The 18,901-nt window shown below is 69.9% G+C and carries 12 protein-coding genes and 1 pseudogene; 5 read left to right on the top strand and 8 right to left on the bottom strand.

Annotated elements, in window-relative coordinates:
* The first annotated feature begins 71 nt into the window (after positions 1 to 71).
* Positions 72 to 2,294, top strand: a complete 2,223-nt coding sequence (locus ACZ4N4_RS28210) for a TIGR03767 family metallophosphoesterase (protein WP_467593692.1) — start codon at positions 72 to 74, stop codon at positions 2,292 to 2,294.
* A gap of 214 nt (positions 2,295 to 2,508) precedes the next feature.
* Here the strand turns inward: ACZ4N4_RS28210 and ACZ4N4_RS28205 are convergent, their stop codons facing one another.
* From ACZ4N4_RS28205 to ACZ4N4_RS28190, 4 genes are all read right to left on the bottom strand, one after another.
* Entirely contained in the window at positions 2,509 to 4,470 is a 1,962-nt protein-coding gene (locus ACZ4N4_RS28205) for a hypothetical protein (protein WP_467593688.1), read from the bottom strand.
* A gap of 130 nt (positions 4,471 to 4,600) precedes the next feature.
* Positions 4,601 to 4,972 carry a YbaK/EbsC family protein gene (locus ACZ4N4_RS28200; RefSeq protein ID WP_467593681.1) on the bottom strand — a complete coding sequence of 124 codons (372 nt, stop codon included), beginning with the start codon at positions 4,970 to 4,972 and terminating at the stop codon, positions 4,601 to 4,603.
* A gap of 3 nt (positions 4,973 to 4,975) precedes the next feature.
* The gene (locus ACZ4N4_RS28195) at positions 4,976 to 6,952 is read right to left on the bottom strand and encodes a hypothetical protein (RefSeq protein WP_467593678.1); all 1,977 of its coding nucleotides are present in this window, start codon (positions 6,950 to 6,952) and stop codon (positions 4,976 to 4,978) included.
* 563 nt (positions 6,953 to 7,515) lie between these two features.
* Complete coding sequence (locus ACZ4N4_RS28190) at positions 7,516 to 8,265, bottom strand: SDR family NAD(P)-dependent oxidoreductase (protein ID WP_467593675.1); 750 nt, start codon at positions 8,263 to 8,265, stop codon at positions 7,516 to 7,518.
* A gap of 472 nt (positions 8,266 to 8,737) precedes the next feature.
* Here ACZ4N4_RS28190 and ACZ4N4_RS28185 point away from each other — a divergent pair, with 472 nt between their 5' ends.
* Complete coding sequence (locus ACZ4N4_RS28185) at positions 8,738 to 9,313, top strand: hypothetical protein (protein ID WP_467593673.1); 576 nt, start codon at positions 8,738 to 8,740, stop codon at positions 9,311 to 9,313.
* Between the two features lie 330 nt (positions 9,314 to 9,643).
* On the opposite strand, the gene ACZ4N4_RS28180 is transcribed toward ACZ4N4_RS28185, so the two are convergent.
* Positions 9,644 to 10,612: a helix-turn-helix domain-containing protein gene (locus tag ACZ4N4_RS28180; RefSeq protein WP_467593671.1), complete on the bottom strand. Its 969-nt coding sequence runs from the start codon at positions 10,610 to 10,612 to the stop codon at positions 9,644 to 9,646.
* A 333-nt stretch (positions 10,613 to 10,945) separates the two neighbouring features.
* Here ACZ4N4_RS28180 and ACZ4N4_RS28175 point away from each other — a divergent pair, with 333 nt between their 5' ends.
* Complete coding sequence (locus ACZ4N4_RS28175; RefSeq protein ID WP_467594329.1) at positions 10,946 to 14,614, top strand: S8 family serine peptidase; 3,669 nt, start codon at positions 10,946 to 10,948, stop codon at positions 14,612 to 14,614.
* Positions 14,615 to 14,950: 336 nt separating this feature from the next.
* Here the strand turns inward: ACZ4N4_RS28175 and ACZ4N4_RS28170 are convergent, their stop codons facing one another.
* Both ACZ4N4_RS28170 and ACZ4N4_RS28165 read right to left on the bottom strand, forming a co-directional pair.
* Entirely contained in the window at positions 14,951 to 15,121 is a 171-nt protein-coding gene (locus ACZ4N4_RS28170; RefSeq protein ID WP_467594379.1) for a hypothetical protein, read from the bottom strand.
* Between the two features lie 91 nt (positions 15,122 to 15,212).
* Positions 15,213 to 15,749: pseudogene (locus ACZ4N4_RS28165) on the bottom strand (helix-turn-helix transcriptional regulator); the annotation flags it as partial.
* A gap of 328 nt (positions 15,750 to 16,077) precedes the next feature.
* Between ACZ4N4_RS28165 and ACZ4N4_RS28160 the strand changes: the two are divergent.
* Together ACZ4N4_RS28160 and ACZ4N4_RS28155 are read left to right on the top strand one after the other, a co-directional pair.
* Complete coding sequence (locus ACZ4N4_RS28160) at positions 16,078 to 16,986, top strand: MBL fold metallo-hydrolase (RefSeq protein WP_467593669.1); 909 nt, start codon at positions 16,078 to 16,080, stop codon at positions 16,984 to 16,986.
* Positions 16,987 to 17,061: 75 nt separating this feature from the next.
* The gene (locus ACZ4N4_RS28155; RefSeq protein WP_467593666.1) at positions 17,062 to 17,670 is read left to right on the top strand and encodes a TIGR03086 family metal-binding protein; all 609 of its coding nucleotides are present in this window, start codon (positions 17,062 to 17,064) and stop codon (positions 17,668 to 17,670) included.
* Positions 17,671 to 17,992: 322 nt separating this feature from the next.
* Here ACZ4N4_RS28155 and ACZ4N4_RS28150 read toward each other — a convergent pair whose 3' ends face one another.
* Positions 17,993 to 18,568, bottom strand: coding sequence for a TetR/AcrR family transcriptional regulator (locus tag ACZ4N4_RS28150; RefSeq protein ID WP_453578929.1), 576 nt, complete (start codon positions 18,566 to 18,568; stop codon positions 17,993 to 17,995).
* Between the last annotated feature and the right edge of the window lie 333 nt (positions 18,569 to 18,901).

The raw sequence follows: 18,901 nt of genomic DNA, 5'->3' as shown, positions 1-18,901 counted from the left end.
CGGTCCAAGGGGTGCGCGACGGGCGAACGACGACTTCGCAGCATGTCACGCCCCACACCGAAGGATGAGACATGACAATCTCCCGGCGCAGGATCCTGACCGCTACCGGAGTGGCCCTGGTGGCCGCGGCCATCGATACCGGCGGTCTGCGCGCCGTCGCCAGTGCCGCATCGCCACCTCTCGGCACCGGTGCCGCATTCGGGCTCACCACCCTGGACCAGACCGTGCAGGTCGGTCCCGACCTGGGACTGGGATACCACGGCGTGGTCGCCGGGCCCGGCGAACCGCACATCATCCGCAACGACTTCACCCTCGCCACCTCGCCGCAGGTCACCCGGTCGCTGATCGCCTTCGCCCAGATGTCCGACCTGCACATCGTCGACGACCAGTCGCCGTTGCGGGTCGAGTGTCTGGACCGGCTCGCGGACTACGGACCTCCGCACTACAACTCGTACCCGACCGAATCGGCGTACCGCGCGCACGAATTCCTTTCGACACACACGACCGACGCGATGTGCCGAGCCGTCCGGCAGGTCCTCCGCAGCCCGCGGACGAGCACACCGCTGGCCTTCACCGTTGTCACGGGCGACGCGGTCGACAACTGCCAGTACAACGAGTCGCGTTGGTACATCGACCTGCTCGACGGCAATACGGTGCGCCCCAACTCCGGTGACCTCACCAAGGACGAGAGCGTGGCCGGCGGCCAGTTCGGGACGGAGACCCACTACTGGCATCCGGAAGCACGGCAGACTCCGCCCGACAACAACGCCCAGCACGGCTTTCCCGTCGTGAGCGGCCTGCTGAACGCCGCCCGCAGATCGTTCACGGCGACCGGGCTGGGCATGCCCTGGTACGCCGCTTACGGCAACCACGACGCGCTCGTCCAGGGCAACGTACCGATCGACATTCTCCCCTTCGACCCGCTCAAGAGCATCGCCACCGGCTCCACCAAACTGACGGAGATCGAGGGCGTCCCGGACGTCTTCGACAACACCGCGACGTACTATCTGGACCTGCTGGAGGACGTACTGACGGGCGAGTTCACCCTCCAGACCGCCCACGTGACGGCAGACCCGTCCCGGCGGCTGCTCGCGCGGAGCGATTTCATCGCGGAGCACTTCAACACCACCGGTGTCCCGCGCGGTCACGGCTTCACCTCCGGCAGCGACAAGGGCTACTACGCGATTCCCTCGGGGACCGGCGACGTGTTCCAGTTCCTTGTGCTGGACACGACCAACACCAGCGGCGGTGCCAACGGCGCCATCGACACCAACCAGTGGGACTGGCTGAACGCCCAGCTCAAGGCCAACAGCTCACGCTACGAACTCGACGACTCCGACGGCACCAAGGCCAGGACGGTTGTCACCCAGCCTGGCGTGACCGACAAACTCATCGTCATCTGCTGCCATCACACGCTCGACTCCATGGACAACACGGACAGCGAGTCACCGTACGGCGGCACGGAACTCCGCGACCTGCTGCTGCGCTTCCCGAACGTGATCCTCATGGTCGACGGCCACACCCACACCAACAACATCTCGGCCCACAGGACTTCCTGGCCGTCCGTCATCGGCAACGGCTTCTGGGAGGTGAACACGGCGTCGCACATCGACTGGCCCATCCAGAGCCGGATCTTCGAGATCGCCGAAGGCGGCGGCATCCTGTCGATCTTCACGACCATGGTCGACTCCGACGCACCGCTGTCGTACAACGGGGACACCAGCACCCCGGCGGCGCTGGCCTCACTGGGACGCGAGCTGGCGGCCAACGACCTCCAGGCGGTGGCGGCCGGCATCGGCAAGCGCCGTGGAGCGGCCGATGCCCGCAACACACAGCTGCTCCTTCCCGCTCCCTTCCCCGTGCCCGCCGGCCGCGGTACGCCGCTGCCGAGCGCCGGCTGGCCGGTGGTTCAGCAGGGGGCGAGCGGTGAGCGGGTCAGGACCGCGCAGTACCTGCTCAACGCCCACGGGGCCGCGCTGAGCGTGGACGGCGTCTTCGGCGCGTCCACCGGCAGCGCGGTGCAGTCCTTCCAGTCCAGCCGCGGTCTGTCCGTCGACGGGATCGTCGGACCGGCGACCTGGCGGGCCCTCGCCGTTGCCCTGCGGCAGGGCAGCGGCGGGCCGGCGGTGACGGCGTTGCAGCGCCAGCTCAACGCCCACGGGGCCGCGCTGAGCGTGGACGGCGTCTTCGGCGCGTCCACCGGCAGCGCGACGCAATCCTTTCAGTCCGCCCACAGCCTTCCGGCGGACGGGGTCGTCGCGTCGACGACCTGGCAGACGCTGACCGCGCTGTGACGCGGACCGTCCACGGGACTGCCGGGCGGCCGACGCCGACCCACTGGTGCCGCGGCTTGGGAAGGCAGTAGCGAGCGGGCGGTTGACCGGGTACGGTGCGCCACCGCCGGCGGCCCCGACGGGTTCCACACCCGGGACAGGGCAGGCCGGCGGCCCGCAGGACCGGGCTCGCGCAAGCCCGTCCGCGTGCGCACGGGGAAGTCCCGGACGTACGTCACGTGGGCCAGTAGGAGCACCGTAGTCCGGTGTGCACGGTGTGACGCAGGTGTTCACCGATCAACGGGTCGGCATCCGTGATCCGTTGCAGCGCGCGGCGGATCGCCTTGCCCACGGAGATCCGCGCTCGTTCGTCGGCCTCGGCGAAGCGGCGGAGGCGCCCACCCAGTCCCGCGGCACCGGCCAGCTGGGTCACCAGCCAGTCGTGTTCGCGGCGGGAGCCGGCAGCTTCCTCGTGCACGTCCCGCGACTCGAGGCCGGCCATCTCGGAACGCAGCCCTGTCAGGCGGCGTCGGTACTCGTCTTCCGCCACCCGGTCCAGCGTCGGCTGCTTCGACAAGGCACTACCCCCGAGGGCACCGTCGAGCGCGGTCAGCCCCGCCACCAGGTCGACGGCCCGGATCTCCTGACGCGGGTTGGCGATGAGCACCGCGAGATGGAACATCCCGATGCAGTGCTCGACGAGCGTGCTCCGCCGGCCCAGACCGATCAGCCACTTCCGGCCCTGGCGGGCACATGTCGCCTCCGCCTCCGGCGGCTCTTCCTCCGGATCGCCGGGCCGCCCGGCGTCCTGCAGTGCCGCGGCCTGCTCCGCGGCGGCGGCCAGCTCGCGCCGGGCGGCGGCGTCGTCGTCCGGCCGGCCCCGGCGGGCGAGGGCCTGCGCGAGCATCTGCCGGGAAGTCATGACCGCGGGCCAGTGCGCCAGCGCGAGGTTTTGCTGCACTGCCGCGCGGAAGTGCTCCACCGCGCTGTCCAGATCTCCCATGGTCAACGACGCGACCCCCAGAGCGTGCTGCACCGAGCCGAAACAGGCCACGGCGAGGCTGCCCATCATCGGCAGGTGGCCGAACGGGCTCAGCAGGTCGTACGCCCGAGCCGACGTCTCGGCGTCGTCAAGCAGGTGTGCGGCCTGCACGATGCCGTTCATCGTCACCAGCCAACTGCTCGAACGCGGCAGGTCGGCAAGGTCGCGGCCGCACAGCATGGCCAGCGCGCCGACCGCTCTGCGCCGGTCCCCGGCCACCGCGGCGGCCACCGCGAGTGCGGCCAGACCATGGTTGTCCACCGGGCTGAGCTCGGGGGAGTGCACCAGATCCCCGAGCAGCGGCAGGAGTTCTTCGACGCGCCCCTGGTACCACCGGATCGTGAGCAGTTGCCCTTCCAGCCAGACCGTGGCATCGACGTCACCGGCGGCCGCCCCGCGCTCGGCACAGGCGAGTGCCAGTGTCTCGGCCTGGTCGAGGCGGCCCGCCCGGATGGCGAGCATCACCTCGATCGCACTCACCACGAAGCCGACCGTGAGGTGATCCCGCTCGGCCAGCAGGTCCCGCAGCTCGGCCAGACGGCGTTCGGCATGCGGATCGCCGTCGAGGAACAGGTCGACCGTCTGCCAGAGGAGGCCCATCAACAGGTCGCTGTGCCGTGCGGTGCGGAAGCTTTCGGCGACGAGATCGACCGACAGTTCTCGGCGTAAGGCGCCGTGGTCCGGGCCGAGCACGCAGTGGTGGGCGAGGCTGAGGGCCTCCGCCCGCGCCACCGGGTCGGCTGTCAGCCTGACCTCGTCGAGCAGGGCGAGTATCGCGGCGTGCTCACCGGCCCGGTAGTCGGTCTCGCTGGCAAGCCTGACCCGCAGCCGCAGAGCGAGCGGGGAGTCCGGGGCGAGGAGCGACAACGCGTGACGCAGCCGTGACCGCAGCAGCGCGGAACCCGTGACAGTGCGGTGTTCGTGGACCCAGAGACCACCGAAGCCGAGCGCCGCGACGGCCATCGCCGGTGCGTCACCCGTCGACTCGGCGATCCGGTAGGCCGCGTCGAACCGCCGCCGACCGGTCTGCAGGTCACCCTCGACGACGAGCGCCCGGGTGGCTGCCGCGAGCAGGGTCTCGAGGTCGGTCGCCGGCTCGGCGCCGAGTCCCGTCGGGCCTGGATCGTCCTCGGCCGGTGCGTCCATCCCCGTCATGGCTCCACTTCGCTCCCCGACCTGCCGTCTTCTCAGCCGGTCCTCTCCGCCGACTTCCGGCATCGACCAGTACGACGACGCAGCCGTAGCCGGGACCGCCTCCCGTGCGGCGAGGGCCCGGTTCAGGGACTCAGCACGTCAGAACGGCGCAGATCAGCCGACAGATGCCTGGCCGCGCCAGATTCTGCCTCATCAGCCACCGCACGCTCCAGGCCGGGAGGGTGAAACGTCGGGACAGGGCGGCGGCGATCAAGTACAGACCTGGCTGTGCCACGACATCCAGGTCCGCGAGGAGTTCGAGCGTGCAGTCGAAGCTGCAGGGCAGGACGGTGCCGGGAACGGCGTGGGCCGGCCGCTCGGCCGTGGCGGCGTCGCAGAACCCGGCACAACGGGCCGCGTGCAGGGTGCGGATCGCGTTGAGATCCACCTGCCGGTCGTCCAGGAGCAAGGCGGTCAGCCCTGCGGGCCGGTCGGGGCCGCGGGCCGGGCACGCGTTGGGCACACGTCATGCCGGCCAGTACGAGCACCGCACCCCGGTGTGCACCGCGTGCCGTAGGTGTTCACCGATCACCGGATCCGCTGCCGTGATCCGGTCCAGTGCCCGGCGGATGGCCTTGCTCACCGCGACCCGGGAGCGCTCCTCGCCCTCGGGGAATCGGCGGGCGCGTCCGCCCAGACCCGTGGCACCCGCAAGCCGGCTCATCACCCAGTCGTGTTCGACCTGGGCCACGGCGGCGCGATCATGGTCGTCGGCCGCCTTGAGCTCGTCCAGTTCGGTGCGCAGCCGGGCCAGACGTTTTCGGTACTCCTGCGTCGCCACCCGGTCCAGAACCGGCTGCCCGGACGGGGCCGTATGCTCGGCGGCCGCGTTGAGCGCGGTCAGCCCTGCCACGAGGTCGACGGCGCGGATCTCCTGGCTGGGGTTGGCGATCAGCACCACCAGGTGGAGCATTCCCACGCTGTGCTCCACCAGGACGCTGCGCCCGCCGAAGTCGATCCGCCACTTGCGGCCCAACCGGGTGCAGAACGCCGCGGGCCGCCCGTGCCCGTCCTCGCCCTGCGGACCCGGGCTGTCATGCCCGGCAATCTCCGGCGGCGCCGGCGGGGCCCCCTCGGCAGCCATCGCGAGCTCTTTGCGGACGGCGTCGGCCTCGGCCTGCCGGCCGGCCCGTACGAGCGCCTCCGCCAGCCGGTCCCGGGAGGCCGTGACCGCCGGCCAGTGCGGGAGGGCGAGATTCTGCCGTACCGCGTACCGCAGATGGGTCACGGCCCGGTCGACGTCTCCCACGGTCAACGCGGCGACCCCCAGCGCGTGGTGGGCCGAGCCGAAGCAGGCGACGGCGAGACTGCCCACCATCGGCAGGTGACCGTAGGGACTCAGCAACGCGTAGACCCGTGCCGCCGTGGCGGTGTCGTCGAGGAGATAGGCGGCCTCCGCGACACCGTGCATCGTCACCATCCAACTGCTCGACACCGGCAGGTCGCCGAGGTCGCGGCCGCACAGCGTGGCCAGCGCACTGACCGCCTTCCGCCGGTCCCCGGCCGTCGCCGCGGCCACCGCCAGCGCGGCCCGGGCGTGATCGTCCACGGCGCTCAGCGTAGGGGAGTTGACCACTTCGCTGAGCAGCGGCACGAGTTCCAGCACCCGGCCCTGGTACCAGCGGACGGTCACCAACTGCGCGGCATGCCACACCGTGGCGTTGACATCACCGGCGGCGACCCCGCGCTCGGCGCACGTCCTGGCCAGGGCCTCGGCCTCGTCGAGGCGGCCCGCGCGGACGGCGAGCATGACCTCCATCGCGCTCACGACGAAACCCACCGCGAGATGGTCCCGCTCGGCCAGCAGGCCGCGAAGCTCCGCCAGGCAGCGTTCCGCGTGCGGGTCACCGTCCAGGAACATGTCGACCGTCTGCCACAGCAGACCCATCAGCAGATCACTGCGGCGGGAGGTACGGAAGCTCTCCGCGACCAGCTCGGCGGCCAGTTCCCGGCGAAGCGTGCCGTTCTCCGGGCCGACCAGGCAGTGATGGGCCAGGCTCAGAGCCTCCGCGCGCGCCATCGGATTCCGCCGCGAACTCGCCTGCTCGAGCAGCGCCAGTACCGCCGTGTTGTCGCCGCTGCGGTAGGCGCCCTCCCCGGCCAGCCTGATCCGCAGCCTCAGTGCCAGGGAGGACCGCGGGTCCAGCAACTCCAGCGCCCGGCGGATCTGCGATTCCAGGAGTACCGAGCCGGCGACCGTCCGGTGCTCGTGCACCCACAGGCCGCCGAAGCCGAGGGCGGCCACCGACATCGCCCGTTCATCGCCCCTCGACTCGGCGATCCGGTAGGCGCGTTCGAAGCGGTCTCGGCCGGTGCGCAGATCACCGTCGTCGACCACGGCGAGGGTGCCCTCGGTGAGCAGGGCCTGAAGTCCACCGGGCGGCGGGACGTCCGGCCCGGCCGGACCGCGCGCGTCCCGCACGGGCGCATCGACATGGTTCACGGCTGTGCTTCTCTCCTGGGTGCACTCGACAACGCCAGAGGGAAGCCGGCCCGACCGCCGTGTCGGTCGTGATCGGTGGCCTTGCCACAGGCGGGGGACGACGGCCAGAGAGGCTAGCGCAGAGGCCGTGGCGGGGGAACAGCCACAAGTTGTACGGGATGTGGACGTCGTGTGAGGCCCGAGTGCCGGGGCCGCGCCGGTCGGCCGGCGGAACGCGCCGGCACGGGACGGCACGGATCGGAGCCCTCGCCTGGCAGCGGCACATCTACACGACCACTCCCCGAAGGGGACTCAGGCGTGGGCTTTTTCGACTAGCGGCGCTCGGCCATGGGCACCGCCACGGCGTCCGCCTTCGGGCTTCCGCTGAGTGGAGGTCCGGCGGCGTCCGCCGCTCCCGCCGCGGCGCCGACCTTTGACCGGGACCCGTGCGACGCCTTGCTGAGAGGCCCGTGAACCTGGCAGAGCCTGTCCCTCGCCCCCTCGGCCGGTGGGCCGGGGGATGTCTCTGGGCCCCCTCGTCACCGATGCGCCGGCTCACGCACGCCGGTCGCCGCTAGGCGGCTTCAGACCTGGACAAGGCCACCGTCGACGAAGAGTTCCGCTCCCGTGGTGAAGGAGCTCTGCTCCGAAGCCAGGAATACCGCCGCGGCGGCAACCTCGCTGGGGCGCCCTATCCGGCCGAGCGGGATCTGCTCGCTGATGCTGTCCGCCAGTTTCTTTTCGCCATCGGACGGGCTGTCCAGACCACGAATGCCAGGAGTCTCGATCGGTCCCGGGCTGATGGCATTGACCCGGATCCCGCGCTCCGAGAGCTCGGAGGCCCAGGTACGGGCCAAATTGCGGATGGCCGCCTTGGTGGCGCTGTACACGGTCATGGCCGGAAGGCCCATCGACGCATTCGTGGACGAGAGCACGATCACGGAGGCGCCGTCCGGCAGCAACGGGAGCGCCTTCTGCACGGTGAAGATCGTGCCCTTGACGTTGATGTCAAAGGTTGATCGGTACTGCTCCTCGGTGATCTCGCCCAACCGCGCCAGCCCGGCGCTGCCGGCGTTGGCGACGACCACGTCCAGCCGTCCGCTGCCGGCCTGGATGGAGGCGAAGAGGCGATCGAGATCGTCGAGACGGGAGACATCGCTCCGGATGCCGATGGCCCGGTCCCCGAGGGCTTCCGCGGCCGCGTCGAGCTCCGCTTCGCGTCGGCCCGTGACGTACACCGTGGCGCCTTCGGCAACGAACCGGCGCGCTATGGCCAGACCGATCCCGGTTGAGCCGCCAGTCACCAGGCAGACCTTGCCGTCAAGCTGTCCCATGTCATCCACTTCTTCCCTGGGCAACCCGTGCGCGGACCCGGCCGCCGACTCCGGCCACCCCCGCCCTCGGTCGCCCGGTCGGGCGGCATGGTGCAGTCAGATCTGTACCTACCAGCAAAGATCCCCGTCCAGAGTGCTGCAACCGGACGCACACACGCCTGCTCGGCGACATCGACGGCAGGGGCGTATTCCGTGGTCGCCGATCCGGTGACGACGTACGTCACCCGCACGACCGGCTCCCTCCCGGCCGGCACCCGACTCGACGTCGTGCCGGTGCCCGCACCGCGCACCGAGGGAAGACGCCGCGTCCGGCTGCGGACGCCAAATGCGCGCGCCGTAGTATCGAGGAACGATCCACAGGTTTCGCGGCATGGCCTCCTGATGCCCGTGTGCTGCCCGTGTGATGCGATCAGCAGTGCGGTCACCGACGGAGTCGGCTCGGGCCCGGAGCTGATATCAGGGACAGGCAGAGATGAGCGAGCAGCGCAACCCCACCGCCTCGACAGGTGAGACGGCCAAGGCACTCGTACCGGACAGTTCCACGCTGCGCCGCCGCCACCGACGGGCGGTGGGGCAGTTCGCCTTGTGCGTGATCGTGCTCGTCCCGTGGACCGTCTATCTGGCTGTCTCATTGCCCGATCGCTATGAGGCTCGGTACTGGCCCATGGTGTGGGTGGGCTTTGACATCATGCTGCTCGTCTCGCTGGCCGGTGCCGGGGCGGCAGTCTGGCTGAGACGGCAGGCCCTGGTTCCGATGTCCTTCGTGGCGGCGACGCTTCTGGTCTGCGATGCCTGGTTCGACATCTCCCTGAGTCTGGGGCGAGGCGACGTGTGGGGCAGCATAGCCTCGGCTGTGTTGGTGGAGCTGCCACTCGCCTTCCTGCTCGTCATGCGCGCGCGTCGGGTGCTGAAGTTCTCCGCCCGGCTGGCCTGGCAGCGACTGGGGCTGGCAGGCGAACCCCCTCCGCTGTACAAGATGCCGCTGTTCGTTGCCCTGGCAACATCGAGCAGCGTGCAGTCGGACGCGATGAGCGCCAAGGACGCCTGACGGCTCTCGGACCAGCCCAGGGGGTGCACGGGCTGCCCCCCCAGCCGGCGGCGGTGCTGCGTCCCGAGCTCTGACACCCGTGGCCTTGTCGGGGCAGTGGATGTGCGGTCACGGCCGCGCGGTTGTCACCGCGCGCTGGTCGCTCCGGGCAGGTTCGTCGCCCCGGGGGCCTGGCAGACGAGTCGCGTCCGGGCGGGACTCCCGGGCTCCACCCTCGTCATGTCTCCCACGTCGGGACCTTAGCCTGTCCGGTCGGCGGGGGAGCGGGAGTGAGGATCTACGGGGGAGATCGTCCATGTCGACACACACGGACTTGACCAACCCCGGGTGTCAGATCCAACCCCTCTTGGCGGCCTCGGCTCCCACCTGAAAGCGGGTGTCGAGGCCGAGCCCGGACGCGATCGCCGCGATCCGGCGGGTAACGGTGCGAGTGCTCGTCCCCAACTGCCGGGCGATTGCCTGGTCCTTGTATCCCGCCTGCATCATCTTCAGCAGCAGGATGTCTTGCGCGCTCGGCCCGCCGGGCGTCGACGGATCGGTCGCGACGAGGGACTGCGCACGCTGCCAGTAGGAGTCGAACAGCTCGAGGAGTGCGTCGAGCAGGCCCGACTGGTGCACGACGGCGATCCTGTCGTAGCGGCCCGGGACCAGCGCGACGAGCGCGACGCGTCGGTCCATGATGCGCAGTCTGAACGGCAGAGCCGGCAGGATGCGGGCCTGCTCGCCGATCTGGGCGAGGTGGGTGATCAGCTCGAAACGGTCCGGCTGCGCCAGTGCCTCCGGGGTGTACACCGATCGTATGTCGACGCCGCGGCCCAGCAGGTCCATCGTCAGGGCCTCCTCCAACTCGGTGCTGTAGGGGCCCAGATAGGGGGGTCGATCGAGCACCCAGAAATGAGTGCGGACCGACTGCATCAGTTCCGCGACACGCAGCGTGATCTCCGCCTCGCCGGTGATCACTTCCACCAGTCCGGTCGGATCCTCCTGCAGCCGACGGGCGCGGTATTCGTCCGCCAGGTCGTCGACGGTGCCCCACACCGCGGTGAACGCCGCCTCGGTCTCGGCTCGGCGTCTGGCCAGCAGTGCCCTCAGCGCGGTGTGCGGGCTGACCGGCCGGTACTGGCCGTGTCCTTCCTTTCTCAGCATGCCCAGCTCCACCAGTCGGGAGACGGCGCGCCTGATCCGGCTGGGCGTGCTGCCAAGGGTCTCGGCGATCTCGGCAGTCGTCCGGTCCGACTTGGTCAGATAGGTGCGGTAGACCCGTTCCTCGAACTCGCTGATCCCCAGGGTGCTCAGCACCGGCCGCCCTCCCAGTGACCACCGCCCGAGGAGTAGTCGGGACGGTCGTGACGCGAATCGCCAACTGGCGATGTGCGACACGAGTTTGATCTAGACATTCGTCATTCACAAGCCTTCACTCTGAACGTTCACGCCACCTGTGGAAGGGCTCCGAGCACCCCTCGGTGTGCCTACGACCGGTCAGGGGGCGCCACGTGGACGGCAGAGGACGACCGTGCTCTGCCCGATTGCAGAGCCGGGAGAGACCTTGTGAAAGCACACCACCGCAGACGCTGGAGCGTGCCGGTTGCCGCCGGCGCTCTGGTCCTCGCGCTGGCAGGCCCCTACGACGCGATGGCCTTCGCGTCCTCGGCAGCACATTCCGTCGCCGCCGACTCCCCGTCCACCGTGTCCACGTCCGACCGGGTGCCCGTCGGCGACCACTCCGTCACGCTGATCACCGGTGACGTGGTCACCACCCGGCAGAGCTCAGGCACCGGCAACGGGACCGGAGGCATCGTCAGTGTCCGCGGTGCCGACGGGCGCCCGGTAGAGACCCACATCCTGACGTCGGGCGACGACCTCTACGTGTTCCCCCAGTCCGTGCTGCCCTTCGTGGCCAAGGGCATCCTGGACCGGCAGCTGTTCAACATCACGGCCATGATCGCCGACAGGTACGACGACGCGCACCGTGACCGGCTGCCGCTCATCGTCTCCTACACGCACTCCGCCGACACGCGCCGCAAGGCCGCCGCCCTGCCCGACGGGGCGACCCGGGTCCGTACCCTCGACGGCATCAACGGCGCTGCCCTCAGCGCGGACCGCTCGCACGCCGCGGACTTCTGGAAGTCCGTGGCCGGGACGGCGACGACCGACGGAGCCCGCAAGCAGTCCGCCGCACCGGCCTTCGCCGACGGGATCGCGCACATCTGGCTGGACGGCCTCGTCCATGCCGACCTTGCCGACAGCACGGCGCAGATCGGTGCCCCCCAGGTCTGGGCGGACGGCAATACCGGACAGGGCGTTGACGTGGCCGTCCTCGACACCGGCGTCGACGCAGAACACCCCGACCTCGCGGACCGCGTCGCGGGCCGGCAGAGCTTCGTACCGGACGAGAACACGGACGACCACTTCGGTCACGGCACGCATGTCGCGTCCATCATCGCCGGCACGGGCGCGGCCTCCGAGGGCAGGGAGAAGGGTGTCGCGCCCGGCGCCCGCCTCGACATCGGCAAGGTGCTGGACGACACCGGGTCCGGTCAGACCTCCTGGGTCCTGGCCGGCATGGAATGGGCCGCGGTCGACCAGCACGCCAAGGTCATCAACATGAGCCTTGGTGACGGCCAGGCGTCCGACGGGACCGACCCCCTCAGCCAGGCCGTCGACAGGCTCAGCGCCGAGACCGGCGCGCTGTTCGTCGTCGCCGCCGGCAACGCGGGGGCAACCGGCACCATCGGCGCACCGGGCGCGGCGAGCGACGCGCTGACCGTGGGCGCCGTCGACTCCGACGACTCCGTGGCCGACTTCTCCAGCCAGGGTCCCCGCGTGGACGGCGCGCTGAAGCCGGAGATAACCGCCCCCGGCGTCGACATCCTCGCGGCCAACTCCCAGTTCGACGGCAACGGCGAGGGCGCTTACCAGACCATGAGCGGCACCTCCATGGCCACGCCCCACGTGACCGGCGCCGCCGCGCTGATGGCCGCCGCTCATCCGGACCTCACCGGAAGCCAGCTGAAGGATCTGCTGGCCAGCAGTTCCCGGCAGACCCCGCAGTACGACGCCTTCCAGGCAGGCAGCGGACGCCTCGATGTCGCCGCGGCCTCGCATGCCGGAGTCTTCGCCACGGCGACCGCGTACGCCGCGCAGGTTCCGCAGAATCCCACCGACGGTGTGCGGCGCGCGGTGACGTACACCAACACCACGGACACGCCCGTCACCCTCGCGCTGAGCGTCGAGGCGGCACACGCCCCCGCCGGGCTGTTCCGGCTCTCCGCCTCCGAGGTGGTCGTGCCCGCGCACGGGACCGCCGGTGTCACCGTGACGATCGACGGGTCGGGCATCGCCACCGACGACGGCCGGTACACCGGCCAGGTCGTCGCGAAGACCGCGGCCGGCGACGTCGCGGCGCACACCGCCGTCTCCCTCGGGGACGTCGAGCACAAACTGACCATGGAGTTCAAGGGCGCCCAGGGGCGGCCCATTTCCGGCGTGGTCGAACTGCTCAGGTCCGGTGACGACGTCCCGCAGTTCGTCGTGATCGACGACTCCGGTACGGCGCAGATGTACCTGCCCAACGACGTGTACTCGGTGCTGTCCTTCAAGACGGTGCAGGGCGTCCACGGTCCCCACTCGTGGGGCATGGCACTGCTGGGCGACCCGGACGTCCGACTGGACCGTGACACCACCGTCACCCTCGACGCGTCCAAGGTCGACCGCATCGACATGACGGCCCCGCGGCGGACCGAGACCACCTACCAGCGCCTGGACTACACCCGCCTGATGGGCGGCCAGAACTGGCGGGACTACATGGAGACCCAGACCAACTACGACAGCCTGTGGGCCCAGCCGACCACTCACAAGGTCACCCACGGCGACTTCTACCTGGCCGCTCGGTGGCGCAAGGAGCAGCCGGCACTGTCCGTCTCCACCCGGACGACCGATTTCACCGACGTGCTGCGCCAGGACGGCGTCACCCCCCTGCCCAAGGGCAGCGTCAAGCTCCCCCTGGTCTTCGCCGGGGAGGGTGCGAGCACCGACTACGCTCACCTCGACGTGCACGGCAAGGCCGTGGTGGTACGCCGTAACGACGACGTGTCCGACAGGGACCAGGCAGCCGCTGCGATGGCCGCGGGCGCGAAGCTCATGCTGGTCGTGAACAACGTGGACGGCCGCGGCTTCCGCTCCTACAACGCGCCGTTCAGCTCGCTGCCCATCCCGCTCGACGTGGGCCTGCTCAGCACCGACGAGGGCGAGAAGCTCGTCCACCAGGCCCAGGCCCGAGGCGCTTCGGTCACGGTCGGCTCCGCGCCCGTGAGCCCGTACGTCTACGACCTCGACCGGACCTGGCACAACGAGATCCCCATCCGCATGGTGGTGGAGGGAAGTTCCAAGAACCTCGCCCGGGTCGACGAGACCTTCGACAGCCCGGCCCCGGGCAGCACCGGCGGCGAGTTCCGGTTCGACTGGCCCGCCTACAACGACTGGGCCATCGGCGGAATGATGCCGGAGCCGGTGCGGGGGAAGCGCACCGACTGGGTCTCCACCGGGGGCTTCAACAGTTGGAGCCAGAGCGCCTACGCGGACGGCATGGTCTTCGAAGCCGGGGCCAAGACCTCCTACCGGGCGGGCAGCACGCAGTCCGAGCAGTGGTTCAAGCCGATCGAACGACCGTACCTGAACGACGTCTACAGTCTGCCCACGCGCAAGGGTGACCACCTGTACATCGACACCCCCGCCTGGGGCAGCCGCAACCACGTCGGCATGAACCAGATCGACGGCGGAGCAGAGCAGCGGCAGACCCTCTACCAGGGCACCACGGAGTTGGGCACGGGAACCTTCACGAACGTCTCGGGTGACGCACCCGGCGCCGGCAAGCTGCCGTACCGGCTGGTCGTCACCGGCAGGCGCGACGTGGCGTTCACCCCGTACTCCTCCAGCACCCGCACCGAGTGGGCCTTCACCTCGAAGGCGACGGCGGACGGCTCCGACGCGGTGTTGCCGCTGGTGCAGATCGACTACGAGGTCGGCACCGACTCGGCCGGGCGGGCCGGACGGCACGACCCCCTGACCGTCACCGCCGCTCAGCTGCCGGGTGCCGTCGGCGCGGGCCGGGTCGGCGCGGTGACCTTGGAAATGTCCTACGACGGCGGCACGACGTGGCACAGGGCCACCTCTGATCACGACGGGCGGTACCGCCTGGACGCGCCGAAGAAAGCGTCCTACGTGTCGCTCAGGGCGAGCGCCGAGGACTCGGCGGGCAACGCGGTTCACCAGACGGTGATTCGGGCGTTCGGCCTGCGCTGACGCACAGTCGCGGATCGCGCGCGAGTGAAGAACGGTCCGTCCGGGGCCGCACGACCCCGGACGGACCGTTCGCCGCTGCGGCGGTCCCACACTCCGTGGCGCGGCCCGGCCGACGGGGGGACTCCCACGGGTAGATTTGGACCTTGCTGTCGCCGTCATGGAAGCTAGTGCTGAATTCCTCAAACGGTGTACACATATCGGCGTCGCGGTACGCGGGTTGAGGGTGCAGGTCTTCCCGGATCCAAGGGCGGGCCCGAGCGTGAACACCGACAACGCCACACACCGCGACGGGCCACGGCCAACCGTGCACGAGGTCGTCAGTTTCGGTTGCGGTTGTCAGGATGCAGCGGCAGCGTGCTCCAGCTCGGAGACGGTTGTGGGCTCCTCGGTTCCCGCTTCGTGCCGTCGGGTGAGGTGGCGGTCCAGCAGAACGCTGCCCATGTGGGCGACCCCGAAGGCCGCGCCGATCCAGGCCGTACCCGCCAGCCCCAGTCCCGTGTTGATCACGACGCCGGATGCCAGGGGGGCGACGGCGATGCCGACGGCGGTCGTCGGGATGGCGTCCGGAGGCCAGGCGCAGACTGGCGACGAAGGTCTCCGCGACCCGGTCCCAGTCCTGGTACAGGTCACGGGCGGCGGGGTGGAGCAGTATGAATCGGGCGAGGTTGCGGTCGCGGTGCGGCAGTGCGTCGAAGTCCGTGATCAGCTGTTTGGCCAGGTGGTTGGCGCCCAGGACGTCACTGCGGTGGTTGATGACGACGGCCGGTGAGACGTCGTTGAGGACGTCCAGCATCTGGTGGATCGGCTGCCGCATGCGTGGTGCGCGGACGGGACTGCTCCGGCGGCGTCCGGGTTTCCTGGGTCGGGCGAGTTCGAAGAGGTAGCCGCGTTCGGTGTCGTCCAGGCGCAGTGCGCGGGCGACCGCCTCCAGTACCGTCTCGGAGACGTGTGGGTGCCGGCCCTGTTCGAGGCGGGCGTAGTAGTCCGTACTCACCCCGGCCAGATGTGCGACTTCCTCGCGGCGCAGTCCGGGCACCCGGCGCGCGCCGCCGCTGAAAGCCGCGCCCGCGTCCTCGGGACGCAGACGGGCCCGCCGTGAGCGCAGGAAGTCCCCCAGTTCGCCGTTGTCGTTCATGCGGCCAGTGTGCTCCCCGTGGCGGCGTGGCGGGCCGGTGAAGGTGGACCAGTCAGACCTAGGTTCAGCAGGGCGTCCTTGGAGCGTCCACACGCACGCGACGCAGGCCATGCTGGCTGAAAAGCGACTGCGCCCGCGAGGAAGCCAGAGGACATCCCCGCACCGGGCCGGATAACAGACCGGCTGTCCTGCACCGGCCCGCTGTCGCCTCGAAGACCGCGCTGCCGCAGGCCAGGCCCGAGCCGGCCCTCACGTGGCCCCTTCGAACCCCATCACAGGACACCCCTCCCGCCCCAGCCCTGGGGCGGGCCGCCCAGAGGAGATCACCATGACCGAGTTCGCGCCTGTACCCGACTTCGCCCTGGGGCCGGACCTCCCGGCGTCCGGGTACGTCGTCCAGGACCTGGGCGGCGGTGCCCACTTCGTCACCCAGGGGATGATCAACACGATGTTCGTGGAGACGAAGAACGGTGTCGTCCTCGTGGACGCCTCACCGTTCCTGGGGGACGAACTGCTGGAGGCGGTCGAGTCGGTCACCCCCAAGCCGGTCACCCACCTGATCTACAGCCACGCGCACGCCGACCACATCGGGGCGGCTCACCTGCTGAAGCGGGACGGCATGAAGATCATCTCTCATGAGATCACCGGTGAGTTCATCAAGGAGGTCAAGAACGACGACCGGCGTCCCCTGCCCACCGAGACCTTCAGCGGCCGGCGCAAGGAGATGGACATCGACGGGGTGCGGTTCGTCCTCGACTACACGGGAGACTGGCATCAGGCCGGCAACCTGTTCATCCACCTGCCGGAGCTGAAGCTCATGGGAGCGATGGACAGCTTCACTCCGAAGAGCGCGCCGTTCTTCCGCCTGTACTTCTCCGCACACGTGCCCGCGTACTTCGACGCCATGGACCAGTTGCTGGAGTACGACTACGAGACCATCGTCACCGGCCATATGGCCCTGCCCGGTACGCCCGAGGACGTGGCGACCAACCGGGAGTACGTCCGGGACCTGCGCGCCGCTGCTTCCGAAGCACTGCGTACGGTCGACATGAAGGAAGCCTCGGCCGCCGCCAAGGTGCCGGCCAACAACAAGCAGGCGGAGATCAAGGTCTGGATGGATGCGGTCACCGCCCGCGCGGCCGAGCTGATGCCGTCCTGGGAGAAGCGTCTGGGCGGGACCGACATCTTCCTCTCCGACAACCTCAACGCCACCGGGTGGAGCGTCTTCATCGACTAGGACGACGCCCTACGGATGGGGGGCGAACCGCGGTGATCGCGTTCGTCGCAATCGACTTGGCAGGAGGGATGCCGCATGCTGCCGGCGACGAAGGTGGAGCAGTTGGCGCAGAGCATCGATCTGGTCGTGGACGCTGTGCGCGGTGCAGCGGTCGACCAGTATCACCACCCGACGCCGTGTTCGGCGTGGACGGTGAAGGACCTCGTCAATCACATCGCCATGATGCTCCTGATGACGAGGGACGCGGGCACCCGCACGGCATCGGATCCGGGCCTGCTGACCGCGAGCCCGGTGCCACTCCTCGCCGGGCGGCCAGAGTCCGAGTGGGCGTTGCTCGTGGCCGGCAGAGCGGAACCGGCGGCCAGGGCCTGGTCCGAGCCGGCAGTGTGGGAGGGCGAGGCCGGCCTCGGCGGACCGCCCATGCCCGCGACCGCGCTCGGCGGGATCCTGATCGCCGAATTCACCGTCCACGCCTGGGACACGGCAGTAGCCACCGGACAACGGCGCACTATTCCCGCGACCTTGGCCGAAGCCACGTTCGCGACATACTCGCGTGAGGCACCCCGCATGCGCAGTCTCGGCCTTCTGGGTGACGAAGTACCCCAAGACGCAGACGCACCCGTGCTCGACCGCGCACTGGCCCTCACTGGCAGGAACCCCCGATGGACACCAGGGGCGCACTAGATGATCTAGTCCAAGGGGCAGTCATCGTAGGCGTTCACCAGACGACGAAGCCCCGCCGGAATGTTGTGGCGGAGCTGCTACGCGCAGCGGGCTGCGACGACGTGCGGTGTCCGGCGTGGGCACCTGTCGTACGCCGGGTGAGGGGGCTTCCCCAGGCTCGTCATTCCTCGCGCGCCTCGGTGCGGGATGCGCCGGCCGAGGTGGGAGTCCGTCAGAGGCCGAGGCGCCGACCGGGCGGACATGACCTGCCGGCGCCGAGCGTCGACGGTCAGGTTCTCCACGTGCTCGTCGACACCGCCGCGGCACTTCACTCCGTGCGACCTCAGTCCAGCACCTTCAGGGCGCCCGACACGGCGCCCTCGAGGAATTCCCGGTCCGCGTGGGCCTTGCCCATCACACGCATTCCCTGGATGAACGTCGTCAGAAAGCGCGCCAGCTCGGCCGGACGCTTCTCGGCGGACAGCTCACCACGAACCTGGGCGCGCTGCAACGCCCCGGTCAGCGCGGACTCGACGGTGGCCATGGTCGACTTCACACGTTCGACTGTGCCCTCGTGCGACGCGCGCTCCGTAGCCGCGTTGACCAGCAGGCAGCCGCGCTCGGGATCCGCGAGGTCCGCTTCGGCCATGGCGAGCAGCGTCTCCCGAAGTGCCGCACGGATGTCGGAGGCGGAATCGAGTCGCTTCACGAGGGAGGCGGCCTGGTCGTCGCAGTAGCGCTTCAGGGCCTGGGCGTAAAGGCCCTCCTTGGAGCCGAACGCGCCGTACAGACTGCCGCTGCCGATGCCCAGTTCCGCCGTCAGTTGCGGCAGTGACGTCGCGTTGTAGCCCTGGCGCCAGAAGAGGTCCATGGCCCGCTCCAGTACCTGGTCTGTGTCGAACTCCCGAGGGCGTGCCATGAAATCATCGTAGCATTTTTGGAATGTTCATTCCAGTATTGGGGGAGGCGATGGCCGCGAGGGCCTCCCGGTCGGAGTGCAGGAGAGCCTCGTGCATCGACTCGGCGACCTGGCGGGGAGTGGGGTGGAGGAGGCGGACTCGGACCTGGCTGTCTCCTTGGATACGGGGTGAACCGTGAAGGGGCGACCGGTCGGTCTGCGGGCGCGGGTTTCGGGCGGTTGTCCGCGGTTGGTCGAGCCGGATACCGCCGCGGTTGCGGCAGCCTGTGCGTGGAGTACTCCTCCAGGACCTGGTGGCCCGCGACGGCCAGACCCCTCCTCGCACGTCCGTTG

The organism is Streptomyces sp. NPDC026538, from assembly GCF_055567535.1.
This window is presented reverse-complemented; position numbering and strand designations above follow the sequence as displayed.